General features: G+C 71.5%; 23 protein-coding genes and 1 pseudogene. 15 read left to right on the top strand and 9 right to left on the bottom strand.

All coding sequences use genetic code 11. From position 1 onward, the window contains the following. The first annotated feature begins 51 nt into the window (after positions 1–51). A complete protein-coding gene (locus IE107_RS02230) occupies positions 52–1,995 on the top strand; it encodes an ABC transporter permease (RefSeq protein ID WP_189540357.1) in 1,944 nt (647 codons plus the stop codon). Further along, positions 1,988–2,944 (top strand): ABC transporter substrate-binding protein, encoded by a 957-nt coding sequence (locus IE107_RS02235; protein ID WP_189540359.1) that lies wholly within the window; start codon positions 1,988–1,990, stop codon positions 2,942–2,944. Before IE107_RS02230 ends, IE107_RS02235 begins: the two co-directional genes overlap by 8 nt. Before the next feature lie 86 nt (positions 2,945–3,030). Here IE107_RS02235 and IE107_RS02240 read toward each other — a convergent pair whose 3' ends face one another. Then, a complete protein-coding gene (locus tag IE107_RS02240) occupies positions 3,031–4,065 on the bottom strand; it encodes a metallophosphoesterase family protein (RefSeq protein ID WP_189540362.1) in 1,035 nt (344 codons plus the stop codon). 162 nt (positions 4,066–4,227) lie between these two features. Next, positions 4,228–5,793 carry a serine protease gene (locus tag IE107_RS02245; protein ID WP_189540364.1) on the bottom strand — a complete coding sequence of 522 codons (1,566 nt, stop codon included), beginning with the start codon at positions 5,791–5,793 and terminating at the stop codon, positions 4,228–4,230. A 142-nt stretch (positions 5,794–5,935) separates the two neighbouring features. Between IE107_RS02245 and IE107_RS02250 the strand changes: the two genes are divergently transcribed. From IE107_RS02250 to IE107_RS02260, 3 genes are all read left to right on the top strand, one after another. Further along, complete coding sequence (locus IE107_RS02250; RefSeq protein ID WP_189540365.1) at positions 5,936–6,604, top strand: RNA polymerase sigma factor; 669 nt, start codon at positions 5,936–5,938, stop codon at positions 6,602–6,604. Next, on the top strand, positions 6,601–7,677 hold the full coding sequence (locus IE107_RS02255; protein WP_189540367.1) for a CU044_5270 family protein: 1,077 nt from the start codon (positions 6,601–6,603) through the stop codon (positions 7,675–7,677). The genes IE107_RS02250 and IE107_RS02255 overlap by 4 nt, the downstream gene beginning before the upstream one ends. Before the next feature lie 339 nt (positions 7,678–8,016). Beyond that, positions 8,017–8,898 (top strand): isocitrate lyase/PEP mutase family protein, encoded by an 882-nt coding sequence (locus IE107_RS02260; RefSeq protein WP_189540369.1) that lies wholly within the window; start codon positions 8,017–8,019, stop codon positions 8,896–8,898. A 49-nt stretch (positions 8,899–8,947) separates the two neighbouring features. On the opposite strand, the gene IE107_RS02265 is transcribed toward IE107_RS02260, so the two are convergent. Further along, positions 8,948–9,103 (bottom strand): hypothetical protein, encoded by a 156-nt coding sequence (locus tag IE107_RS02265; RefSeq protein ID WP_189540371.1) that lies wholly within the window; start codon positions 9,101–9,103, stop codon positions 8,948–8,950. Positions 9,104–9,413: 310 nt separating this feature from the next. Between IE107_RS02265 and IE107_RS02270 the strand changes: the two genes are divergently transcribed. Next, entirely contained in the window at positions 9,414–10,601 is a 1,188-nt protein-coding gene (locus IE107_RS02270; RefSeq protein ID WP_189540372.1) for a serine hydrolase domain-containing protein, read from the top strand. 362 nt (positions 10,602–10,963) lie between these two features. Here IE107_RS02270 and IE107_RS02275 read toward each other — a convergent pair whose 3' ends face one another. After that, the gene (locus IE107_RS02275) at positions 10,964–11,968 is read right to left on the bottom strand and encodes an Acg family FMN-binding oxidoreductase (RefSeq protein WP_189540374.1); all 1,005 of its coding nucleotides are present in this window, start codon (positions 11,966–11,968) and stop codon (positions 10,964–10,966) included. Between the two features lie 279 nt (positions 11,969–12,247). Between IE107_RS02275 and IE107_RS02280 the strand changes: the two genes are divergently transcribed. Then, positions 12,248–13,027, top strand: a complete 780-nt coding sequence (locus IE107_RS02280; protein WP_189540376.1) for a 2OG-Fe(II) oxygenase — start codon at positions 12,248–12,250, stop codon at positions 13,025–13,027. Positions 13,028–13,320: 293 nt separating this feature from the next. On the opposite strand, the gene IE107_RS02285 is transcribed toward IE107_RS02280, so the two are convergent. Further along, positions 13,321–14,376: a polyprenyl synthetase family protein gene (locus tag IE107_RS02285; RefSeq protein WP_189540378.1), complete on the bottom strand. Its 1,056-nt coding sequence runs from the start codon at positions 14,374–14,376 to the stop codon at positions 13,321–13,323. Beyond that, positions 14,373–15,434, bottom strand: coding sequence for a tetratricopeptide repeat protein (locus IE107_RS02290; protein ID WP_189540380.1), 1,062 nt, complete (start codon positions 15,432–15,434; stop codon positions 14,373–14,375). Before IE107_RS02290 ends, IE107_RS02285 begins: the two co-directional genes overlap by 4 nt. Before the next feature lie 576 nt (positions 15,435–16,010). Between IE107_RS02290 and IE107_RS02295 the strand changes: the two genes are divergently transcribed. The 3 genes and pseudogenes from IE107_RS02295 to IE107_RS34685 form a co-directional block, all read left to right on the top strand. Then, positions 16,011–16,469 carry a hypothetical protein gene (locus IE107_RS02295; RefSeq protein ID WP_189540382.1) on the top strand — a complete coding sequence of 153 codons (459 nt, stop codon included), beginning with the start codon at positions 16,011–16,013 and terminating at the stop codon, positions 16,467–16,469. Between the two features lie 68 nt (positions 16,470–16,537). Beyond that, positions 16,538–16,729, top strand: a complete 192-nt coding sequence (locus IE107_RS02300; RefSeq protein WP_189540384.1) for a DUF6381 family protein — start codon at positions 16,538–16,540, stop codon at positions 16,727–16,729. 89 nt (positions 16,730–16,818) lie between these two features. Beyond that, positions 16,819–17,042: pseudogene (locus IE107_RS34685) on the top strand (LLM class flavin-dependent oxidoreductase); the annotation flags it as partial. A gap of 183 nt (positions 17,043–17,225) precedes the next feature. Here the strand turns inward: IE107_RS34685 and IE107_RS02305 are convergent. Next, complete coding sequence (locus IE107_RS02305; RefSeq protein ID WP_189540386.1) at positions 17,226–18,149, bottom strand: aminoglycoside phosphotransferase family protein; 924 nt, start codon at positions 18,147–18,149, stop codon at positions 17,226–17,228. Positions 18,150–18,314: 165 nt separating this feature from the next. On the opposite strand from IE107_RS02305, the gene IE107_RS02310 reads away from it, so the two are divergent. Beyond that, positions 18,315–18,824 (top strand): mycothiol transferase, encoded by a 510-nt coding sequence (locus IE107_RS02310; protein WP_189540388.1) that lies wholly within the window; start codon positions 18,315–18,317, stop codon positions 18,822–18,824. Between the two features lie 105 nt (positions 18,825–18,929). Next, positions 18,930–19,370, top strand: coding sequence for an NUDIX domain-containing protein (locus IE107_RS02315; RefSeq protein ID WP_189540390.1), 441 nt, complete (start codon positions 18,930–18,932; stop codon positions 19,368–19,370). A 71-nt stretch (positions 19,371–19,441) separates the two neighbouring features. Here IE107_RS02315 and IE107_RS02320 read toward each other — a convergent pair whose 3' ends face one another. Beyond that, on the bottom strand, positions 19,442–19,873 hold the full coding sequence (locus IE107_RS02320; protein WP_189540392.1) for a DUF3995 domain-containing protein: 432 nt from the start codon (positions 19,871–19,873) through the stop codon (positions 19,442–19,444). Between the two features lie 148 nt (positions 19,874–20,021). On the opposite strand from IE107_RS02320, the gene IE107_RS02325 reads away from it, so the two are divergent. Beyond that, the gene (locus IE107_RS02325; RefSeq protein WP_189540394.1) at positions 20,022–21,041 is read left to right on the top strand and encodes a phosphotransferase; all 1,020 of its coding nucleotides are present in this window, start codon (positions 20,022–20,024) and stop codon (positions 21,039–21,041) included. A gap of 207 nt (positions 21,042–21,248) precedes the next feature. Here IE107_RS02325 and IE107_RS02330 read toward each other — a convergent pair whose 3' ends face one another. Then, positions 21,249–21,815 (bottom strand): DUF4291 domain-containing protein, encoded by a 567-nt coding sequence (locus IE107_RS02330; RefSeq protein WP_189540396.1) that lies wholly within the window; start codon positions 21,813–21,815, stop codon positions 21,249–21,251. A gap of 215 nt (positions 21,816–22,030) precedes the next feature. Between IE107_RS02330 and IE107_RS02335 the strand changes: the two genes are divergently transcribed. Together IE107_RS02335 and IE107_RS02340 are read left to right on the top strand one after the other, a co-directional pair. Then, positions 22,031–23,641, top strand: a complete 1,611-nt coding sequence (locus IE107_RS02335; protein WP_189540398.1) for an ABC transporter substrate-binding protein — start codon at positions 22,031–22,033, stop codon at positions 23,639–23,641. Next, positions 23,641–24,627 carry an ABC transporter permease gene (locus IE107_RS02340; RefSeq protein WP_189540400.1) on the top strand — a complete coding sequence of 329 codons (987 nt, stop codon included), beginning with the start codon at positions 23,641–23,643 and terminating at the stop codon, positions 24,625–24,627. The genes IE107_RS02335 and IE107_RS02340 overlap by 1 nt, the downstream gene beginning before the upstream one ends.

Below are 24,627 nucleotides of genomic sequence, written 5' to 3' on the forward strand. Positions count from 1 at the left end.
GCATCCGGCCGCGACCGTGCGCGCAGCGGACACGACGAGGAGGCGGACCCGATGAGCACCACCGCCACCCCTGCCGCCGAGGCGGGCGCGCCGCTGACCGGTGGCGTCGCCCGGCACCGCACCGCACTCATCGGGGGCGCCGCACTCGTGGCGCTCCTCCTCGGCACCGTGCTCCTGGGCGGTGGCGGCTGGCCCGCACACTTCGCCGTCGATCTGTCCGGACCGATGGGCGACACCAGCGACTGGATCACCGACAACCGGGACAGCCACCCGCTCTTCCTGTACTTCTTCGGCCACATCAGCAACGTCGTCGTGCTGTCCGTACGCGCCGTCTACCTCGTCCTCCTCGCCATCGGCTGGGCCGGGGTCACCGCCGCCGCCGGCCTCGTCGCCGGGTGCCTCGCGGGCCTCCGACCGGCACTCACCGCGGTCTCCGCCTTCGCCCTGTGCGGGCTGCTCGGCATGTGGGTCCCCACCATGCAGACCCTCGCCCTGATGGTCGTCGCCGTCGCGGCGTCCGTGCTGCTCGGCGCGGTGCTCGGGCTTGCCGCCGGACTCTCCGGCCGTGTGCACCGGGCCCTGCGCCCGGTGCTCGACACCATGCAGGTGCTGCCCGCCTTCGCATATCTGCTCCCGGTCGTGCTGGTCTTCGGCATCGGCGTGCCCGCCGCGGTCCTCGCCACCGTCGTCTACGCGGCTCCGCCCATGGCCCGGCTGACCGCGCTCGGCCTGCGCGGCGCGGACGCCGGGGTGATGGAGGCCGCCGCCTCGCTCGGCGCGACCGGCCGGCAGCGGCTGCTGACCGCCCGGCTCCCGCTGGCCCGCAAGGAACTGCTGCTCGGCGTCAATCAGTCGATCATGATGGCGCTCTCGATGGCCGTGATCGCGTCCGTGATCGGCGCGGGCGGTCTCGGCGACCGGGTGTACCAGGCCCTCGCCTCCGTCGATGTGGGCGCGGCGCTCGCTGCCGGCGTGCCGGTCGTACTGCTCGCCGTGGTGCTCGACCGTGTCACCGGTGCGGCAGGGGAGCGGATCGGTGCCGCGCCTGCCCGGGGCACCGGCCTCGGCTGGGCCGTCGCCGCGGCCGGTACGGTCGCCGTCGCACTCGTCGGCCGCTGCACCGACCGGCTCTCGTGGCCGGACGCCTGGACCGTGGACATCGCGGGTCCGGTCAACAGCGCCGTCGACTGGATGACCGCGCACCTGTATTCCGGGATTCCCGTCGTCGGCGGCACCGCGGACTGGGCCGCCCGCTTCACCACCTGGGTCCTCGACCCGTTGCGTGACGGCCTGCAGTGGCTGCCCTGGTGGGCCGTACTGCTCCTGGTGGGGGTCGTCGCCCAGCTCATCGGCAGCTGGCGCACCGCGCTGACCGCCGTGCTCGCGATGGCCGCGATCGGGGTGCTCGGGGTGTGGGACCCGGCGCTGGACACCCTCTCGCAGGTGCTGGCCGCGGTCGCCGTCACACTCCTCGCCGGTGTCGCCATCGGTGTCGTCGCGGCCCGGAGCCCCCGCCTGGAGCGGGTGTTGCGGCCCGTGCTCGACGTATTCCAGACGATGCCGCAGTTCGTGTACCTCATCCCGGTGGTCGCGCTGTTCGGCGTCGGCCGGGCACCCGCCACCGCCGCGGCCGTGGTGTACGCGCTGCCCGCCGTCGTGCGTATCACCGCACAGGGCATGCGCGCCGTGGACCCGGTCGCGATGGAGTCGTCCCGCTCGCTCGGCGCGACGGGCTGGCAGCAGCTGCGCCAGGTCCAACTTCCCCTTGCCAGACCCGCGTTGCTGCTGGCCGTCAACCAGGGCGTGGTCCTGGTCCTGGCCGTCGTCATCATCGGCGGCCTCGTCGGCGGTGGTGCGCTCGGCTACGAGGTGGTGTTCGGGCTGGCCCAGGGCGACCTGGCGACCGGTCTTGTCGCGGGCGCGGCGATCGTGTGCCTCGGGCTGATGCTGGACCGGGTCACACAGCCTGTCGGAAGGGAGAGCCGGGATGCGTAGACGTGCCATCGCCGCGGCCGCGGCCTTCGCGCTGCCGGTCCTGACGGGCTGCGGCGCCGCGGACATGACCAAGCAGTCCTCCCCGTACGCCGACGCGCACGGGGCCAGGACCGTGACCCTCTCCGTCCAGTCGTGGGTGGGCGCACAGGCGAACGCCGCGGTCGCCCAGTACCTGCTCAAGCACGAGCTGGGATACCGCGTCGACACCGTCCAGATCGACGAGGTCCCTGCCTGGGACGCACTGAGCCAGGGCCGGGTCGACGCGATCCTGGAGGACTGGGGCCACCCGGAGCAGGAGCAGCGGTACGTCGCGGACAAGAAGACCATCGCGCCGGGCGGCGAACTCGGGGTGACCGGCCACATCGGCTGGTTCGTACCGAAGTACTTCGCCGATGCCGAACCGGACGTGACGGACTGGAAGAACCTCGACAAGTACGCCGGCCTGCTCCGCACCGCGGAGAGCGGCGGCAAGGGCCAGCTCCTGGACGGCTCGCCCTCGTACGTCACCAACGACAAGGCGCTCGTGCGGAACCTCGACCTGGACTACCAGGTGGTGTTCTCCGGCTCCGAAGCGGCGCAGATCACGCAGATCAAGCAGTTCGCCAAGGAGAAGAAGCCGTTCCTCACCTACTGGTACAAGCCGCAGTGGCTGTTCGAGCAGGTCCCGATGACGGAGGTGAAGCTGCCCGCGTACAAGGAGGGCTGCGACGCCGACCCGGAGAAGGTGGCGTGTGCCTACCCGCACACTCCGCTGCGGAAGTTCCTCAACGCCCGGTTCGCGGACGGGGGCGGCAGGGCCGCCGAGTTCCTGAAGAAGTTCCACTGGACGACAGAGGCACAGAACGAGGTGGCGCTGATGATCGCGGACCGGAAGCTGTCGCCGGAGGAAGCCGCGGAGCGGTGGGTGCGGAAGAACGAGTCCACCTGGCGGGCGTGGCTGCCGGACTGAGCACCGGGACCCGCTGATCGGGTGGATGCGGTGCCGGCCGTCGGTGTGGCATCCGCCCAACGGCGCATCAGGTCCCGGTGCCCGGATCAGGCCCTGGTGTGAAGCGGCACGGTCAACTGCTTGAGCCAGGTGCCGGTGGTGAAGTCACGGGCCTTGATGACGACGGAGTGGGGACCGACCTCGACCTGCAGCCCCTGGTTGAAGGCACCGCCGAGGGAGACCTCGCCGCCCTTGCCGTCGTCCATCCAGCCCACCTGGACGGCCGAGGTGTTCACCACGGTGAACCCTTCGAGGTTGCCGGTGCCCGGGACGACCCGGCGCACCACCCAGTCGGACAGACCGAGGTCCCAGTGGGTGTGCCCGGAGAACAGGAACACGTCCTTGTGGCGGCCCAGGACCGACAGCAGCCGGTCGGCCTGGAGGTAGTCGTTGAGGTAGAGCTTGTTGTGCGTGCCCGACACCGTGTTGGGCAGCGGGTGATGGGTCAGCACCATGACGGGCCTGCGGCGGCGCGCCCAGTACGCGAGCCGGTCTTCCAGCCAGGCGAACTGCTCGTCGCTGATCCACACTTCGTCCCACAGCTTCGCGTCGTGGTAGTGGGAATAGCGCTCGGTGCCGAGGCTGAGCACGGGGACGCCGCCGAACGACGTCTCCGCGTACACCTTGTTGCGTTCCGCGAAGTTGTAGAAGCTGCGGAAGAGGGAGTCCTCGGTGGTGCCGTTGGGCCAGGTCGCCTGGGCGAGAGTGTTCGGGTCGCTGTACTTCGGTACGTAGAACTCGTGGTTGCCGATGGCCCACGCGATGTTCTCGGGGTGCGAGTGCTGTTCGAGGGTCCGGCGGACCGCCGCGTACTCGAAGTCGTAGCCGCGCGGCGTGATGTCGCCGGCTATGCCGAGGCCGGCACTTCCGGGATTGATGCGGTGCAGATCGTCCAGGGCCCTGCCGAAGTCGGCGAGGTCGCCCTGGATGTCACTGATGACGTTGAACCGGACCGTCCGGCCCTTGTCGGGCCGGTGCTCGGTGGCCTCGGCCGCCGGAGCCGTCAGCCCCGCGCCGGCGGCGAGCGCACCGCCCACCAGCGACGCGGTGCCTGTGGTGGCCATGAACGATCTGCGATCCATCGGTACTTCCTTCGTCGGTGCGCACCCGTGCGAATGGGACGCGGGGAGTGTCGCCGCTCAGGGTGGCCCGAGGGGATACCGAGGATGACCGTGGCCTGAACTGTCCGGCCCGGGGACGGTGAGCCCTTGACGGTCCTCAGCCAGGAACTCCCGGCGGTGGAATCACTCCGTGCGGTACGCGTCGACGACGGTCTGGGTGAGAGTGCGCCCGCCGGTGTCGGTCAGCTCCGCACGCAAGCAGACGCCGGTGCCCGCGCCCGGGTTGTGGACGGTGACGGCGTCGCGTTCGACCGGCACCCGGGTCCACGAGGAGCCGTCGTCGACGGAGACCGACACGGCCAGCGAGCGGACGTTTCCGTCCGCGGCGGCGCCCTGCACGGTGACCGGGACACGGAAGAGCGCGTCCGCCGGCGCGGTGCCGGTGGGGCTGAGCGCGGGGGAGAACCGTACGGCGCTCACCGGGACCGGGGCCGGACCGGTGGTCGTGTCCGAGTCGAAGGTCCACACCGCGGTGACGCGAGTGGCGGCGCCCGGCGCACCGGTGCGCTTCACCGTGCTGGTGAGCCGGTACGCCGCCTGCTCCGGCGCCACGGTGAAGTCGGCCCGCCCGGGGGCGTCGGCACGCGTCCCGACGAGCACACCGTTGCGGTGCAGCGTGGTCGAGGCCGAGGCGTACGGCGGCGAGGACGGCGCATGGCCGCCGCCGTCCATGAGCAAGGGGACGTCGAGGGCGATCCTGTCGCCGTCGCGCACCACTCCGGGCCGGTCGGTGAGGCCGGGGCCGAAGACGGCGTTGTCGAAGACGTGGGTGGTGGTACCGCCGGCACGCACGACGACACCCTCCGCGAGATAGCGGTTCGGCTCCGCGCCGGAAGCACGGGGAGCCATGTAGGTGATGTCCCAGGCGCCGCGTTCAGGCGTCACGAGATAGGTGGCCGTGCCGGGAGTGGTCAGGGACCGGGAGGCCCCGACGGTCAGTCCGGTACTCGGCTGCAGGCTGACGAATCCGGTCCCCGCGGTGCCCGGCAGGGCCGCCCCGAGGACCTTCACGGTGGCGAGGTCCTTGGCGGAGGGGTGACGGGTGAGCCCGGTCAGGGCGCGGGTGCCGGTGACGAGGTAGCCGAGCCCGTAGTCCGCGCTCGCGGACGTCCAGTACGCGTCGAACCACTGCTTCACCGATCCGGCCTCGGCGGCGGGGCCCAGGTGGGCGACGCGCAGGTTCGCCGTGGACGAGATCAGGTTGACGAGCCGTTCGGCGCCCTGGTGCCTGACCTCGACGACCATCGCGCTGTGCAGGAATCTCGCCGAGCGGTCGGGCGGTCGTACGTCGACGGCGGCCGTGGTCCGGGCGTCGACGGTGACGGTGGTGTCGCGGTCCAGGTCGAGGCGCGGCTGCACGATCCAGTCCGTGCCGGCCGAGGCGTCGCCGGAGCTCAGTGAACTGTTCAGCAGATAGCGGCCCTTGGGAAGCCGCACGGTGACCGTGCCGGAGGCGTCGTACGGCTGCACGACCTCGTCGGCACCGGCGCCGGAGATTCCGGTGACGGTGGTCTCGTACGTCCCCGTCGGCCGGCCGGTGCGGTCGAGGTGTCTGATCGTGAGGGCGTACGTCTGCGGCTCCGCGGCGAAGGCGGTGGCTTCCAGGGCGGGCGTCGCGGTGCCGGCCACGGCCACGGCGAGCGCCATGGTCCGCAGCACGCTGCGGCGGGGCAGGGAAGAATTGTTCATGACCTGCACTGCGCCACCGAGCGCCGGAGTTCCAGTGATCCGCGTCACATCGGTGCGGGGGCGCGAACCCGGGACAGGGCATGTGGTGCACGTCACGGGAACCGGCGCAATGGACGCGGCAGAGCAGAGTGTGGAATCACTCATGAGGAATCGCCTCCGCCGCGGGGACCGCGTCGCCCTGGGAGAGCTGTACGACGAGCACTCCCAGGTGCTGTACCGCTATGCCCTTCGCGTGACCGGTGACTGGGCGGAGGCCGAGGACGTCGTCTCGGCGACCTTCCTGGAGGCCTGGCGCAGCCGGGAGAACCTGCACCCCGATGGGGACAGCCTGCGCCCGTGGCTGTTGGGCATCGCCACCAACCTCATGCGCCGCAACGCGCGTTCACGCCGGCTCCGGGACGTCGCGCTCGCCCGCGTCCCGGAACGCGGTTCCGTGCCCGACTTCGTCGACGACCTCGTCACACACCTCGCTGATTCCGAGCAACTGCGCGCGGCGCACACCGCACTTGCCCGGCTGCGCCGCCACGACCGGGAAGTCTTCACCCTCGTGGTGTGGGAGGGCCTGGACTACGCGGCGGCGGCCGAGGCACTCGACGTACCGGTCGGCACCGTCCGGTCACGTCTCTCCAGGGCCCGCGGCCGACTGCGCCAACTCGCCGACGCCGAGGCGCGGTCCACACGCCCGCGCCCCGGGCGGCCCGAAGCCGGCCGGCCGGCCGCGGCGGGCGGCGAACCCGGTGCCACCCCCGACAAGCCCGTACCGGGCCGCATTCCCGCGGTCCGCTCGTCCCGCCAGGAGAACCACGGATGAACGCCACCCCGCGTCACACCACGGACCACCGGTCCGAGGAGAACGAACGCCTTGCCCTCACCGGTCTGCTGCCCCCGCCGCCGGTCCCCGGCCTCACCCCCGACCGTGAACTGCTGCTGAAGCAGGCACTGCTGGCCGAGGCCGCCCGCACCGTACCGTCCGGCACGCCCGCCCGCCGGGCCGGACGCCCGCGCCGACAGCTGCTCCGAATTCTGGCGCCGGCCGTCGTCTGCGCCCTGACGGTCGGCGGCGTCGTGGTGGTGAACCTCCCGGACGCGCCCCGGCGCAGCCCCTCCGCGGTGGTGGGCGGCGCCCCCCGCGCGACCGAAGCGACACGCCTCCTCGGCCGCATCGCACTCGCCGCCGCCGCGGAGCAGCGGACTGCGGTCCGCGCCGACCGGTTCGTGTACATCGAGAGCAAGGTCGCCTACGCCGCGCAGAGCGCCGGGGGAGGCCCCGTGACGATGCCTCCCGTGCACACCCGGCAGGTGTGGCTCTCCGCCGACGGCAGCCGCCCCGGCCTGCTGCGCGAGGAGGGCCGGCCCGACACCCGGCTCGGCACCGACGGACCGGCCGGCACCCTCGACGGCCCGGGGGCGACACCCCGTCCGGGTACCCTGCACTCTTCCGGCCCGTCGGTCAGCAATCCCACCCACACCTACGTCGCCTCGCTGCCCACCGACCCCGACGCCCTGCTGAAGCTGATCCGGGACGAGACCCGGGGGCAGGGCCAGGACCCGGACCAGCGGGCGTTCGGCGCGATCGGAGACCTGCTGGCCGAGACCTGGGCGCCACCGGAGGTCGGCGCCGCGCTCTACCGGGCCGCCGCGAAGATCCCCGGGGTCACGGTGATCCGCGCGGCCGACGATGCCACGGGACGCGAAGGCGTCGCCGTCGCCCGTACGGCGCAGGGGCAGCAGACGCAGTGGGTCTTCGACCGGAGCACCTACGCGTTCCTCGGCGAGCGCACGGTCCTCGCCGAAGCCGACGACGCCGGCCCGGCCGGAACCGTCGTCGGCACCTCCGCGGTCCTCACCAGGTCCGCCGTCGACCACGCGGGCGAGGCGCCCTAGCTGTTCTGCCCTGTGCTTTCCCGGGCCGCCACAGGGCTTCGGCCAGGCTCCTCGGAACTTGTCGTGTGCACGGTTACGGTACTCGGCAGGTGCAAGGAGCGGTTCCGGCGGCCGGGTTTCTCGCTCGCCGCACGGTTCGCCGACTTCGTACGCGACTCCTTCGGCGAGTACGTTTTCCGGCGCTCCCCGCCGGGGCCGACGCGAGCCGTGCCGACCGCTTCCTCGCTTCACCGGCCGCTGCCCGCACTGGAACGCCGACTGCGCCGGGCGCCGGAACGGGCCTTTGCCGCCAGGACGTTTCGGGCACTGCCGAACTGTTGCGGCTCTATCGTCGGGGTCATGACGCAACCGACGCCTCCGACGCCCGAGCAGCCGCTGACCGCCTTCGCCCGCCTGCACCACCGGGCGGACGCCCCGCTGCTGCTGCCCAACGCCTGGGACCATGCCTCGGCCACCGCTCTGGTGGCGCAAGGGTTCGCGGCCGTCGGCACCACCAGCCTCGGCGTGGCCGCGGCCGTCGGGCTGCCGGACGGGGCGGCCGCAGCCCTCGACGCCACCTTGGCACTGGCCCGCCGGCTCGGACAGGACTCCTTCCTGTTCACGGTCGATGCCGAAGGCGGATTCAGCGACGATGTGGCGGAAGTGGCCGAGCTGGCCCGCAAGCTGTACGAGGCGGGCGCGGCGGGGATCAACCTTGAGGACGGCCGTCCCGACGGCACCCTTGCCCCCGTGGAGTTGCACGCCGCGAAGATCGCGGCGGTGAAGGCCGCCGCGCCTGCTCTGTTCCTCAACGCCCGTACCGACACCCACTGGTCGGGTGCCCGGGAGGAGGAGACCACGACGCGGCTGGCGATGTACGAACAGGCCGGTGCGGACGGCGTGTTCGTGCCGGGACTGTCGGACCCGGTCCGGATCGCCGAGCTGACCGCCCTACTCGCCGTCCCGTTGAACATCCTGTACGCGCCCACCGGCCCGACCCTTGCCGAACTGACCGAACTCGGGGTACGCAGAGTCAGTCTCGGTTCGCTGTTGTACCGCAGGGCCCTGGCGGCAGCGGTCGACGCCGCGACCGCCGTCCGGGACGGGCGGCCGACGGACCTGAGCGCCCCGTCCTACGCGCAGGTGCAGCGGCTGGCGATGCGCGACGGCACGACGCCCGGCGGAGCCGGTCCGGGACTGCCGACGTGGACGGCCCCGGACCCACTGGGCCCGGCCGACTGACCGGTCCGCTCACCGGCAGGGAAGAGGCGGCGTGCGGGTGCCGTCCGTGTCAGGTCTCCTCGTCCTCCGCGCGGCGCTCGCCCTCCGCCTGGGACGGCTGGGTGCGCATGGTGGCGGGGTGCCGCTCCTCGGTGGGATCCCTGTCCTCGTCCAGCCTCTCGCCCTCGGCCTGGGACGGAGTCGAGTACTCGATGTTCTCCCTCATGGCAGCCTCCGTGATCGGAACGCGTGCCCTACACAACGAGCCTATCGCTTGCGTCCGGCCGGTGGCTCGCGAGCGGGATTCGCGATCCGTGGGCCCGGCAGGTGCCGGTGTTTCCGGGGAGCGGCTGCGGCCGGGCTGCGGCGCATCGGAACGGCGTGGACGGTGGCGGCGACCTGCTCCGGCGTGTGGAACGATCGCGCGAGGTGCCGGGAAGACCACTTCGTGTGCGGGACGGGTCGGGGTGCGATGGGGGATCGCTCCGGGGCGGCCCCCGATGTCCGGGCACGCCGCTGTCGGCACTGTGAGTGACATGACCTCAACGCACATGTCACGAAGGACCTTTGCCGGCATCGCCATGTCGGGTGCGGCGGCGCTGGCCGCCGGAGTGGTGCTGCCCGCCGGTCGCGCCGCCGCAGCTCCCCTGCCGCTCCCACCACTGGATCACGCGGGCCTGCGGGCGGCGATCGACGACCTGGCGCACCCGCCCTCGACCGCGGCCCAGCTGCGGGTCGGTGGCACGGGCGGGCACTGGTACGGCACCTCGGGTGTGGCCTGCATCAGGACACGGCGGCCGGTGACGGCGTACGACAAGGTCCGGATCGGCAGCGTCACCAAGGTCTTCGTCGCCACGGTGATGCTGCAACTGGTGTCCGAGGGCCGGGTCGCGCTGGACGCCTCGGTGCGGCACGTCCTCCCGGGTCTGCTGCCGGCCCGGTTCGCCGGTGTCACCGTGGCGCACCTGCTGAACCACACCAGCGGTCTGCCCGACCACATCGGCATTCCCGAGCCGGATACCGCGCAGGAGGTGTTCCGCCACCGCTTCGACCACTGGACACCGCAGGAGTGGGTGGCGACGGCGACGCACGGACCGCTCAAATTCGCTCCGGGCACCCGACAGGAATACCGCGGCATCAACTACGTACTGGCCGCACTGATCATCGACAGGGTGACCGGCCGCCCGTACGGCGAGGCCGTCGCGGCCCGCATTCTGCGTCCGCTGGGCCTGGCACACACCGTAATCCCCGGCGACGACCCGGGCATCCACGGCCGTCATGTGCACGGCTACCTGGCCATGGCCGACGGCGGCCTGCGGGACATCACGGCATACGACCAGTCCTCCAGCCGGGGCGAGGGCGACATGATCTCCACCACGGGAGACCTCGACCGGTTGCTTGCCGCGCTGTTCTCCGGCGAGCTGCTCCCACCGGAGTTGCTTCAGCTGATGTTCACCCTGCCCCCGGACGGCGTGCGGATGCTGGACGGCTCCCCGGCCCGCTACAGCACCGGATTGCAGCAGGCCGTCGTCAACGGTGTCACTTTCTGGGGCAAGACCGGCGAGACGTACGGCTACGAGAACGCCGCATTCTCCACCCGTGACCAGCAGCGCCGCTTCGTGCTCGCGTACCATCCGACGACCGTCCGCGACGGCGCGGAGAACCAGATGATTGCCCGGGTCGCGGACCTGCTCACCCGCACCGCCGGTACCGGAGGTCCGTGACCGGCTCCCGCGTCCACGACCTGGGCGGTGCAGAAACCGCCGACCCTCCGGGCCGCCTCGACCTCCAGGGCGAACCGCCGCCAGAATTCCGCTTCCGGCCAGTTCCGGGTTCACCAGCTTCACCGCGACCATGCGGCCGCCCTGCGACCGGCCGAGGAACACCTGCCCCATGCCGCCGCGCCCCAGCGCGGCCACGAGCATCGATTCGTTTGTTCTCGTGGTCGACGCAGCAGAATAGGCTCCTGACTGTTTTTCAGGAAGTGGCGATCAGGGGTGTGTGGAGCATGAACGGGCATGCGCCCCCGACCGGCCGCCGCCGCGGTCAGGGGGCGCTGCCGCCCGGATCGGCAGCTCGTCCCGCCTCAGGGCTCGATCGTCAGCACCTCGGCCACGGGGCGGCGCGGTGTGCGCGGTCCGTCGGGTCCGTAACCGAGGCGCACGATCATCTGCGGGTGCCCCGTGCCGAGGGCCGGGGCGCGCAGGAGGCACCGGAGCTCCGGCCATTCGAGGGGCTGGGTCGCGAAGGAGGCGACCAGCCCGTGCAGTACGGCGGTGAGCAGGACACGTTCCAGGGCCTGACCGGCACGCAACCAGTCGGCCGGGCGGTCGCGCGCGGTACGGAGCAGGGCGAGTTGCGGCCGGTCCTCGAAGCGGACGCGGGCCCGGCCCGGGATGATGTCCGTGCCCGCGAAATCCCGGTTGATCGCTCTGTCCGACGCGTCGATGGGGCCGAAGGCGTAGTCCGGGACGCCGTCGACCGGTGCCTGCGCCTTCGTGTCCCGGGTCCAGTAGCGCTGCTCCGCGTCCCTCGCCGGGTCGTGCAGATCGAACCCCTCGGCGTCCCGGATCAGCAGGAGCACGACCTCCAGGTGCTGTGGCGGCAGAAACGCGAAGTCGGCCCCTTCGGCACCGGCCGCTTCGGCGAGGAGAGTGCGGACGGTGTCGGGAATCACCCGGTCGTCGAACGGACAGCGGCTGGTGTGACGGCGCGGGATCGCGGGGTACAGAGCGGCGAGGGTCCTATCATCCGCCGGCCGCTCGGCGCCTTCGGCGCGTTCCTCCAGGCGGACCGTCGCCAGGACGGCGGGGTCGACGGGCACCGGAAGCAGTGCGGTCACCGCATCGAGGCCCCGGTGGGTGGCCGACACCCGCAGATTCAGCAGGGCCGCGCCGCACCCCACGTGCAGGGCGCGAGTGGAGGGGTCGGCCTCGGGCATCTCACGGTCGAACTCCGCCCGGAGCGTAAGAGTCCTGCTGGAGGACCGGTACCGGAACCGCCATGGCTGGGCGTTGTGCATGGACGGGGCGGCGATGGCATCGGCGACCAGCTCCTCCAGCGTCGTCCCGTCGAGCGGCTGTGCAGGCATCCGGGACCTCCCTCATCGGAGCGCATGGTGTCCTTCCACGGTCGCATGTCCGGCAGGGGCCGGCGCGAATGATCCGCATCGCCGCATCGCCGCATCGCCGGTCGCAGGGCCGGGCGAGCCTTCCGTGCGGCCGAATCAGCGGGAGCACACCGCGCCCGAGCAGCGCAATGTCCGAATAGCGCCGGACTCGATGCCCGGGGTCGGCCAGCATCGATCGCAGGGGCCCCGTCGCGACATCGATCCGGGGCCGTGGCCGGAACCAGGAATCGAAGCCAGGACATGAGCAACCAGCACCAGTACCAGCACCAGGAACCAGGAACCAGAGCCGTGATCGACACAACGTCCCCGACCGGAACCGTGCGCGAGCTGGTCGATGCCACCGACTGGACCGCGCTCACCGCAGAGATCGCCGCATACGGCAGCGCGCCGACCGGGCGGCTGCTCACCCCCGCCCAGTGCCGGGAGATCGCCACGCTGTACGACGAGGCCGAACGCTTCCGCTCCACCGTCGACATGGTCCGCCACCGCTTCGGCTCCGGCCAGTACCGCTACTTCACCCACGATCTGCCCGAAGTGGTACGGGAGTTGCGCGCGGCGTTCTATCCGCACCTGCTGCGCATCGCCCGTGACTGGTCCGCGAAGCTCGGCACATCGGCGCCATGGCCCGACGAGCTGGCCGAGTGGATCGCCCTGTGTCACGCAGCGGGACAGTCCAAGTGCGCCCAGATCCTCCTGCGCTACGGTGCCGGCGACTGGAACGCGCTGCACCGCGACGTATTCGGCGACATGCTCTTCCCGCTCCAGGTCGTCATCGGCCTCGACGTGCCCGGCACCGACTACACCGGGGGCGAGTTCGTCATGACCGAACAGCGCCCCCGCGCACAGTCACGCGGATCGGCCACCACTCTGCCCCAGGGCCGCGGGCTGGTCTTCACCACCCGTGACCGCCCGGTCGCCGCCAGGCGTGGCTGGTCGAAGGCGCCCATGCGGCACGGCGTCAGCACCGTCCGCTCCGGCCGTCGCCACACCCTCGGCCTCGTCTTCCACGACGCGCGATGAACGACGGTCACCCCTCGCGGCCCTCCTCCCTGCGGGCCACCCCCTGAACACCGGCGTTCCCTTTTGTTTCTTCGGCCTCGCCGACGCCTGTTTCTTCGGTCTCGCCGACGCCCACCGGATCGACGCCCCCCGACATCGCCGTTCCCGTCGCCCAGCCGCGGCCCCGCCTGGTCCATCGCCCCGAGGTGCTCCACCCCGGGGCCCCGCGGCCGTCGCGGGGGAGTCCATCTCCGGGCTCACCGGCTGACGATTCGCGGACGGCGGGACCGGCCACCGGTCCCGGGGCGGCGGGGTCAGCGGGTGCGGTCGATGAGGAACGGGAGCAGCGTGAGGATTTCGTCGAGTGCGGCCGGGGTGAGCGGAACACTTTCCAGGCTGTGGCGGGCGTTGTCGAGGTGGTGGTGGGCTTCGGTCAGGGTGGCGGTGCGTCCGCCGGCTTCTTCGATGAGTTCGGCGGCGTGTTGGATGTCGGTGGCGTCGAGTGGGTTTCCGGTGGCGAGCAGTGTGGCGAGCTGTTGTGCGGCGGGCTGGTCCGTGGCCAGGGCCGAGAGGACGGGGTAGGTCTTTTTCAGTCGGCGTAGATCGCTGTGTACGGGCTTGCCCGTGATCTCGGGGTCGCCCCAGATGCCGAGGAGGTCGTCCACTGCCTGGAATGCCATCCCGAGGTGGCGGCCCGCCTGGGTGAGTGCGTCGACGGTCGGGGCGGGGGCGCCCGCGAGTACGGCGCCCAGGCCGGTCGCGCAGCCGAGCAGTGCGCCGGTCTTGTGTTCGGTCATTCGCCGGTACTCGTGCGGCTGGACTGCTTGGGGGCCGTTCCACGGCCGGGACTCGAAGAGGAGGTCGTCGGCCTGGCCGCGGACCAGGTCGGTCAGTGTCGCGGCGAGGTGCCGGACTGCTGTTGCGCTGTATTTCCCGGGTGAGTCGGCCAGGGTCTGCACGGCCAGTGCGAAGAGCGCGTCACCTGCGAGGATCGCCGGTCCGGTGCCGTATGCCTTCCACACGGTGGCGCGCTGTCTGCGGGTCTCGTCGCCGTCCATGATGTCGTCGTGGAGGAGGGAGAAGACATGGATCAGTTCCACGGCGACCGCGCCCACCACCGCGTTCTCGGCCGGTGCGCCGGCGGCCTCGGCGCTGAGCAGGGTGAGGGCCTGGCGGAGCCCCTTGCCCTGTGAGCCCGGGGCGGGGCTGCCGTCCGCCGCGCTCCACCCGAGGGAGAAGGCGGCCATCTCCGCGTGCCACGGATGCAGCCGCCGTACGGCCTGTGCGAGCGCGGGGCGCACGAGGTCGCGGCAGCGGGCGAGCACCTCCGGCGCCGCGGACTGTTGCTGGGTTGCGGGCGGTGGCGTCATCGTCGTCGGCTCTTCCCGTCCGTGTCGCCGTCGACCGGTGCCACACCGAGTTCGGCGTACGCCTTGTCGACCATGTCCCGGGCATTGAGCAGGCCGATCCGGTCCAGGGTGCGGCGCAACTCGTGCAGATCGGCCGCGGTTTCGCTCCGGTCGCGGCCCAGCCGGGCGAGCGATTTGACGAGGCCGAGCCGGGCCAGCGCCTGGCCCCGGGGTTCGGTCATGGCGCCGAACTCCGCGAGCGCCTCCTCGTACATCGCGCGCGCCTCCTCGTACCGGCGGGCGCGGAAGAGGACATTGGCCCGCATCTTGTGGTTGTAGGCCAGTGCACTGGACAAATTCATCTCACGGCAGGTGAGTTCGGCCTCCGCGAGCAGCGCGAGGGCGCGCTCCGGATCGTCCCGCAGGGAGATGATGTCGGCCATGCCGCGCAGCGCCCACGCCCGGCCGCGCCGGTCGTCCGCGTTGCCCGCCAGCTCGGCCGCCTCCTCGAACATGGCCAAGGCCGTGTCGAGCGAGCCGGTGTTGCGGTGGATCTGTGCGATCCCCTCCAGCGCCCACACCGTGTGACGCGCCTCGCCGCGCGCGCGTGCTTCTGCGAGCAGCTGTTCGTGCAGCGCGGCGACGGTCCGGTAGTCGCCCTGTATTCGGCCGGTCTCGGCAAGACCGGCCAGGGAGTAGCCCCGGGCAACGACGTCCCCGCCCCGCTTGCCCATATCCGCCGCAAGCCCCAACAACCGGAAAGCAAGCCTGAGTTCACCCCGCTGCCTGGCCAGCGTCCCACCACTCCACAACGCCCAGGCCATCGCCCCGAGATCACCCGCCGAGCGAGCGGACCGATAACTCGCCTTCCAGGCCCGATCGGCTTCCACCACATTACCCAGCCGACGGTGCGCCTCGGCGACGGCGAGCCCGCACCGGGCCACCTCCTGCGGCGAACCGGAGAGCTCGGCCTTCCTCAAGTGACGTACTCCTTCTGCCAGTACGTCGGTGAGAGAGGAGTTCACGGACATCTTGGTGAGAGCACCCTGGTACTCGGGCGCCAGTGCCTTGCTGTGCATGAGGGCCTTTCGTGCGCGGCCGGATCGAATCGGGACGGACAACAACTATGCACTCCATGTATACATTCAATGCATAGACACCTCACGGGTGGACCCGGGTGTTCGTGAGGGGGCGGACGTGGCTCGTCGCTCGCGGCGAACCGCTTCGCTGTGGATCAAGACGGCGCTCGCGCGCCCGAGGTTGCTCCGTGATCAACAGAAGTCGACATTGCCGGTACGGCCGCACTGCGGTCCGGTGGTCAATCCACCGTCATCCACCCTCATCCGGCCGAAACCCCTCCGGTGTCACCGACTCCGCCCGTCGCCCGGAAGCCGGCCGGGCGCCCCCTCGCAGACCATGAGCGGGGAACAGCGGGTCGCGGTGGTGGGCAACGCGGAAGCAACCCCTGCGGACTGAATCATTGAATTCGGAACCATGGCTCGTCCGATGCCCTGGACCTGGCCCGAGTGCCTGATTCACGGAGGATCCGGCGGACGGCGCGACGCCGGGCCCGCGGCGGGGCTCCTTCCCGCGAAGCGCCACCGGCGCCCACTGGCTAAGCTCGACGAGGGGCCCGGTACAGGACGGAGGCTCCCATGACGACTTTCCAACTGCGTGACGTGCCCCCTCGCCTCGCCATTGGCGCATTCATCCTGAACACCGGCCTGGGCAAGCTGAAGGCCGACGCGGAGACGGCCGAAGGTCTGCACGGCATGGCCTGTGTCGCCTACCCGTTCCTGAAGAAGATCGAGCCCCGGCGATTCACCCGGCTGCTCGCCTGGACGGAGATCACGGTCGGCGGAACGCTGCTCGCGCCCATGGTGCCGACCCGGCTCGCCGGGCTGGCGCTGACCGGGTTCTCCAGCGGCCTGATCGGTCTCTATCTGCGGGTTCCCGGCATGCGGGAGCCCGGAAGCCTCCGGCCCACCGAGGCCGGCACCCCGCTGGCCAAGGACTTCTGGATGATGGGCATCGGCCTCGGATTCCTGAGCGCCAGGCCCCGCTGGTCACGCGCGCAGGCGTCCAGGTGCCCATGGCACCGGTCCCGGGGCTGACCCAGCGGCCGAGCGCTGGACGGGCGGGCCCGGGTCCGTGACGGGGCCGGCACATACAAGGAGTGATCATGAGTGATTCCGACGAACTCCGCAGTCGCGTGCGGCAGATGCGGGCCAAGGTGAAGGACCTGAAGGCCGAAGCCGAGCGCACCACCGACCCCGAGGAACGTCGGCGCCTGAAGGAGAAGGCCCGCCGGATCGAATCGGAGAGTGAGCAGGTCAGCGGCATGGCGAGCGGGGACATCTACCCCATGGAGTGAGCCCGGGAGGGGGGCGCTTCCCACCCCCCGGCCCCGTACCGGCAGGACGCGGTACGGGGCCGGGGGAATCCTGACGAGCTCGGGCGTCGCACAAGGAACGCCGCTTCCACGAGAACGGGCTGACCGGCCACTCCACGGCACGGAGGACGAAGTCGTCACCGAGCTCGAAAGGGCCATCGAGGAGACCGGCGCCGACGAGGTGCTCGTCACGACCAGTACGTTCGACCGCATGGCGCCGGTCGAATCGTTGCGTCGCCTGGCCCGGGTCACGCGACTGCCCCCTCGGCGGGGACCGGCGGTCACACTCCGATGACCGTGCGGTCAACCATGCAGGTGGCTGAGCACCCATCAAACCCAGGCGATGACTGCGACCGGAATGAAAACGGCCACCGAGTCGAGAGTTCGACGAGGTGCGCAGGCAGTACACCATGCTGTAGGCCGTGGCCGCGAAGCCGTCTCCCGGACCGGACGGACCCCGGCGGTACTGCCCCTGCCTTCATCGGCTCAACAGGACTCTGGCAATGGTGACTTGGGCCGGTTCCAGGGCGGTCTTCCCGTCCTCGATGTCCCACAACGCGTTCTGCAGGACGCGGCCCAGTGTCCAGCCGGTCGCCCGCCGCCGGTCCAGGTCGAGCACCTCCGTCAGCTGGTCGAAGCGGCGGAGCACCGTGCCTGTCACATCGCCGGTCGCCACCACCTCGGCCCAGCGGTTGTCCATGGCCGGCAACAGTTCGAACCCGGGGTCGCCGGCCAGGGGCTCGGGATCGATGGCCAGCCACGGTTCCCGTTGTCCGGCGAGGATGTTGTCGTAGTGCAGATCCCAGTGCAGCAGGCGGTCGCCCGGTTCGCCGATGAGTTCGGCCACCGCGGACGCGCAGGTGCGCACCAGTTGCCGTTCGGCCGGGTCATGGAGCATGGGCACGGCGCGCGGTGCCTCGTCGAGCATGGCCGCGGCGATGCCGGCCAGCTGTCGAAAGCCCGGTGGCGCGGGCACCGCGACCAGGCGGGCCAGTAGCTCGGCGAGGATCTGCACGGCGGCCGTGTCGTCGGTCACCGCCGACAGCGGCCGTGCCTCGTCCAGCCGTTCGAGCAGCATGGTGCCGGTGCCCGGATCGTGGTCGAGCAGGCGCACCACACCGTTGCCGTTCCACGCCCGCAGGCCCGGCGCGGCGTCGATGTTGTCCTCGGTGACCTGCTGGAGCTTCAGCACCGCGGGCGCACCGTCCGCGCACGTCACCGGCAGTACGAGCGAAGCCATGCCGTGCGCCGCGGCGCCGTCCAGCCGCAGGTTCCAGCGGTCCAGGAAGTCCGCGGCCAGTCCGGGCAGCGCGGCGATCCAGGCATGGGCCGACGCACCACCGTTCTCGCCGTAGGACGCGGCGAACGCGTCGGGGACGTCGATGGGGCGGGAGGTGCTCATGGGAAGTCTCCTTCGTCGGTTCCGGACCGGTTCGGGTACGAGGGAGGCCATGGCGGCGCCCGGCTTCCGGGCAGGTGTCAGAGCATGCGGCCACCCTACGCGGACGGCGGGGCGCGGTGCGTGTCGATGGCGGGGCGGCGGGCCCGCAGCGGTGATGGTGAGGGCATGAACAGTGCTGACCTTTTGACCGACGCGTTCACCCGCGTCCGGGAGACGGTGCACTCGGCGGTCGAGGGCCTTTCACGCGCCGACCTCCATGCCCGTCCCGACGACAGTGCGAACTCGATCAGCTGGCTCGTATGGCATCTCACCCGGATCCAGGACGACCACGTCTCCGACGCAGCCGGTGTCGAACAGGTCTGGTTCTCCGAGGACTGGGCCTCCCGCTTCGATCTGCCCTTCGCGAAGGAGGCCACCGGGTACGGACACAGCAGCGCTGATGTCGCGGCGGTGCAGGTGCGCTCGGCGAAGCTGTTGCTCGGGTACCACGATGCGGTCCACGACCGGACCGTCGAGTTCGTGCGGGGGCTCGACGACGGGGCCCTGGACCGCATCGTCGACGAGGCATGGTCGCCGCCGGTCACGCTCGGGGTCCGGCTGATCAGTGTCATCTCGGACGATCTGCAGCATGCGGGCCAGGCCGCCTTCGTCCGGGGCACGCTGGGGCATCGATAGGCGGGGGTGTCTTCCGGCCCGAATCCGGACTCCTTTGGTGTGACCGATAGCTTGTCCCGTACGGCTCGTCCGGAGCCCTGGACCTCGATGCCCGGAGGGACAAAGGTGGGAAGCGACGTACGTTCACGCGTCTCGGCGTATGCAATCGCTGTCGCGGAGGGCCGGCTGCTGTTGACACGGCTCTCGGACAGCTCACCGGTCTTCCTGTCGGGGTTGTGGCACCTGCCCGGCGGAGGCATCGATCCCGGCGAGCAGCCGCGTGAGACGCTGGAACGTGAACTCCACGAGGAGACCGGCCTCGAACTTCTTGACGCACGGCTGGTGGACGCCCGGGCGTACACCGCTCACCGGCTCGGAGTGAACTGGAACCTCGTGGGGCTCTTCTACCTGGTCGACCTCAAACCCGGACCGATCGCGGTGACCAGGACCGACGACTCCACCTCTGCCGTCACGTGGATGCCCTTGTCGGGCTTGGAGGAATCGAGGCTGTCCCCCGCGGCGATCGACAGTCTCGGGATGATCGGCGCGGGAGAGATGCGGCAGTAGGCCGCGCTCGTCCTGCCGCTTCTCCCGGCCGTGAGACCCCTGTCGTGTCGACCGGGTCCGGGAGAAACCGGCTACCCCTCGCGCCGGGCGGTGGCGATCACGGTCGAGGTTGCGAGGGCGAGGCACAGCGGCGAGTAGGCGAGCCGGTCCAGGCGCCGGAAGCGGGGCGAGACGGATCCCGGGGCCAGCAGGTCCGTCCGGCCCGCGAGCCCGGCCGCACCGCGCAGAGAGAGTACGCCCGCGACGCCGGCCGCGCCGACCCGGGACAGCGCCGGGCGCCGCCGCGGCCTGCCCGCGACGAGCAGCGCCGCGGTCCCCAATGCGCCCGCCACCGCGAAACACGCCGCCGGGCCAGGTGGGTTCGGGCGGCCGACCACCACGTCGGAGTAGGTTTCCCGGTCGGGCAGCGGCCATGTCGAGCCCAGCCCCCAGGCAACATGCAGACCGGAAAGCACGGTCAACGCGGTGACGGAAATCCGGCCTGCAGCACGCTCGATCGTCATGTCACTCACGCTATCGCCCGGCCGAACGGCCGGGGGAGCGGGGCACCGAGCCCGCGAGATCCCGGTCCCGCATCGCCCGGTGCCTCGCCGCGCGCCCTCACCGGAAATTCGGATGAAGGGCCGACCGGCACGGTGGTGGGATGGTGCGATGCGAAGTGACGCGGCGGTAGCGGTGGACCGAGGACAGTACCCGGACGCGGTGACGCCCTGGGCACAGGAGGACTGGCGGGCGGAGGCCCTCGGATGGGCGGAGCGCGGGCTCGCCGCGCACGGGCTGCGCGAAACCGGGCCACGCAAGGTGAGGCTCCGGCCGTGGTCCGTGCTGGTGCGGATGTCCGTCGCGGGCGGCGACGCCGTGTGGTTCAAGGCCAATCCGCCCGCCAGCGCCTTCGAGGCGGGGCTGACCGAGGCGCTGGCCTGTTGGGTGCCGGCGTACGTCTTGCGGCCGCTCGCCGTCGACGCGGCCCGGGGCTGGTCGCTGCTGCCGGACGGCGGCACGCTCTTCCGCGACGCACTCGACTCGGCCGCGGCCCGTAGCGCGGTCGATCCGCGTGCCTGGGAGGAACCGCTGCGGCAGTACGCCGGGATGCAACGCGCCCTCGCTCCGTACGCCGACGAGATCGAACGGCTCGGTGTCCCCGGTGCGCGCACCGCCGCGCTCCCGGAGACCTTCGACCGGATCGTGGCCGAGAACACCGCGCTGGAGCCCGCCGACCGCCGGGCCCTGGCCGAGCTGCGCCCCCGGCTCGTCGAGTGGTGCGAGGAGCTCGCGGGAGTGGGCGTCGCGGACACGCTCGACCACTCCGACCTGCACGACGGCCAGCTCTTCGCACCGGAGCCGGGCCGGTTCACCTTCTTCGACTGGGGCGACGCGGTCGTCTCCCACCCCTTCTGCAGCTTCCTCGTCCCCGCCCGTGCGGCCCGCGAGCGGTTCGGGCCCGAAGCGCCGGCCCGGCTGCGGGACGCCTACCTGGAACCGTGGACGGACGACGGCCGCACGACGGCCGAGCTGCGGCGTGCGCTGAGTCGGGCCTGGCGGCTCGGGGCGATCGGCCGGGCCTGCTCCTGGGGGCGGCTCTTCCCGGGTGCGTCCATCGGCGGCGGCCGGGCCGGCAACGCGGAGGGCGCGCGCTGGCTGCTCGAACTCTTCGCCGAGCCACCGCTGTAGGGGGTACAACGGACGCGGTACCGGTGCCCCGCCGAGGACGAAGCCGCCGCCGTAGCGCCCGGAGCGGCCTGCCCGCGGCCGTAGGAGTCCACGCGGATCACCATCGGCCGCGGCTGCACCGTGCACGCCTACGTCTGCGAGCAGTCCTTCGCGCGCACTCCGCTCACGGCGATGGCGGGCTCGCGCGCGCACCGGGCGGGCCCGGTCTCAGGAGTCGATACGAAGGTTCTTCGCCACGACCGGGGGCACCGGACAGACCCGCTCGGGCGGCAGCAGCCGCTGGGCCTGCGCGGACCGGCCGTTCTGTCTGAGCGCCGCGATCTTCTGGACGCGGGGCGTCACGTCGGTGAGGTCGACGACCCACTCCTCGGCGAACGTACGGATCAGACCGCGTCCGACCCCGACCTGGATGCTGTAGTGGTTGAGCGCGGCTCCCCGCAGCGAGCGCTCGGGATCCCACTGGACATGCACGGGAGACCGGGCGACGGCTGACGGGTCGGCCGTCGTCAGCACGGCCTGCGAGAGAGCCTCCTCCCATCCGGCCCGGGTGATCCGTACCGCGAGGATCCGTTCCTGGCCCGGCTTCTGCGCCCAGTTGCTGCGGTGCATGAGCCAGAGGAACGACGGCTTGATCCAGGTCATCCGGCGGAACGAGAACGGCGGCACGAAGCGCTGCGCCCGCAGGGCCGGTTCGGCAACCGCCGGTGAGTACGCCTGGTAGACGACGATCGTCCGGGCGTCGAAGTCGGCCCGTATCTGGCGCTGGGGGGTCATGCGCCACAGGTTTTCACGCGGCGGGTCTCCCTCGCGATCGGATTTCCCACTGCCGGAACCCCTTCGTCCGCGATCATTGGGGCCTCGGGTCCGTCTTCGGTGCGGCGCACCGTCGGGGGGCCCGTTTTTTGTGCGGTGCCACCACTCGGAGCCGGTGCCGCGCTGCCTACTGTTCCCTCACTCGGCGGCGGAGTGCCGCTCCCTCGGAGGTGACCATGGCCAGCACCGCAGGCACGGAGACCAGGAACAGAACGCCCCGCAGGACCCGGGTGGCGGCCGCGGTGGTCACGGTGCTCGGCCTGGTCGGTACCACGACCGCGTGCGGCGGCGGCACCTCCGCCGGCGGTGTCGGCGCTTCGACGGTGGTGGTCGCCGTCGCCGGTGATCCCGGCAGCCTCAGCCCCACCACGGCACTGGTCAGCACCGCACTGGCGATGAACTCCTTCGCGTACGACACCCTCGTGCACTTCGACGCCGACGGCTCGCCGATTCCCGGAGTGGCCGAGAAATGGTCCGCCACGACCACCTCGGCGACGTTCACCATCCGGTCCGGGGTCACCTGCGAGGACGGCTCGGCGCTCACCGCCGAGGACGTTGCCGCCGAGTACAACCACATCGCCGATCCGAAGAACCAGTCGCCGATGCTCGGCCTCTCCGTCCCCGTCACCGCTGTGGCGAAGGCCGACAAGGCGGCCCGGACAGTCACCGTCACCACGACGAAGCCCGCCCCGTTCATCGTGCAGATGTCCCGGCTGCTGCCGCTGCTGTGCAAGAACAGCCTTGCGAAGCCGACCGCACTGGCCAGGACCACCAACGCGAGCGGCCCCTACCGACTGACCGAAGCGGTTCCGGGCGACCACTACACCTACGTCAAACGGGACGGCTACAGCTGGGGGCCACGCGGATCCACCGGTGCCGGACTTCCCGGCAAGGTGGTGGTCAAGGTGGTCGCCAACGAGTCGACCGCGGCCAACCTCCTCATGGCCGGGCAGATCAATGTCGCCCTCATCAACGGCGCCGACCAGGACCGCCTCGACGCGGCCGGGGTGACGTACCGGGGCCTGGAGGCGCTGTTCGGACAACTGCTGTTCAACCAGGCCGCCGGCCGCCCGACCGCCGACGTCGCGGTACGCAGGGCCCTGGTCTCCGTACTCGACCTCGAACAGCTGGGGAACGTCGCCACCGGCGGGAAGGGCCGGCCGGCGACCCGGATAGGCGAGATCGCCCCCACCCCCTGCTCCGGCGACACCGTCAAGGGCAACCTCCCCGCCCATGACACGGCGAAGGCCGCCGCCGCGCTCACCGAGGCCGGCTGGACGAAGAGCGGCGGCACCTGGACCAAGGACGGCAAACCCCTCGCGGTCGGTCTCAGCTACGCGACCAACCAGGGCCCGCAGGTCGCCTCGGCGGTCGAACTGGCCGTCCAGCAGTGGACCGCCTTCGGCGTGAGGGCGACGGCGAAGCCCAGGGGCTCCGGCAGCATCGTCAGCACCCTCGGCGGCGGTGACTGGGACATCGCCTGGGCGCCCATCGGAGTCACGCTCCCCGACCAGCTGACCCAGTTCTACGACGGTCCGCCACCGCCGAAGGGCAACAACTTCGGCTCCGTCTCCAACCCCGAGTACCACCGGCTGGCCGCCCAGGCCTCGGCCAAGCCCGGCGCCTCCGGCTGCGCCCTGTGGGACGCCGCCGACGCCGCCCTGGTCAAGAATGCCGACATCGCACCGATCGTCAGCAAGGCGAACCGGTACTACGGCAAGGGCGTCACCTTCGAGGTGGACGGCAGCGGCATCGTCCCGAGCACCCTGCGCCGGAGCGCCGGCTGATGGCGACGATCACCCTGAACTCCCTGGGGGCCAGGGTTCGCAGCCCCTGGGCCGGATTCGTCCTGCGCCGCACATGGCGGCTGCTGGTGTCGATCGGGGCACTGGTCACGGCCGCCTTCGCGATGATCCACCTGATCCCCGGCGACCCGGTACGGGCGGCACTCGGCACCGCCGCCGACCCGGCCCTGGTCGCCGCCCGACGGGAGTCGCTCGGCCTGGACCAGTCGCTGCCGAAGCAGTACGGCGACTTCGTCGGAAATCTCCTCCAGGGCAGGCTGGGCGAGTCGATCGGTGCCCGGATGCCGGTGTCGGAGATCATCTCCGGCCGGCTCCCGGCCACCTTGCAGATCGCCGTTCCCGCATTCGTACTGATCCTGCTGATCGCCGTCCCCGTCGGCATGACGGCCGCGGTGCTGACCAAGGACGGCCGCAGACGGCGCGGCGAACTCGCGTTCACCGGGGTCACCGGCTTCCTGGGCGCGGTGCCCGAATTCCTGCTGGCGGTGGGCCTGATCGCGGCGTTCGCCGTGGCGTGGCCGCTCTTCCCGGTCGCCTCGCGGGGCGGCGTGGACTCCTACGTACTGCCGGTGCTGGCCCTGACCGTCGTACCGGCGGCGACGCTGTCGCGCATCGTCCGGGTGGAGACCCTGCGGGTGCTCGGCGAGGACTACATGCGGACCGCGCGGGCCAAGCGGCTCCCGGCCCGGCTGCGCTACCTGCGGCACGCCCTGCCCAATCTGCTGACCTCCTCGCTCACCCTGAGCGGCCTGCTGTTCAGCTCGCTGCTCGCCGGTACCGTGCTGGTCGAGAACGTCTTCGCCTGGCCCGGCCTCGGCACCACGATCGTCCAGGCGATCACCGAGAAGGACTACCCGCTGGTCCAGGGCGTCGTGCTGGTCTACGGGGCCGCCGCACTGCTGATCACCTTCGCCGTCGACGTGGCCGTGGCCGTCGCCGACCCCCAGTCCACCGTCCGCGGGAGTTGA

Source organism: Streptomyces gelaticus (genome assembly GCF_014649535.1).
Lineage (GTDB): Bacteria > Actinomycetota > Actinomycetes > Streptomycetales > Streptomycetaceae > Streptomyces > Streptomyces gelaticus.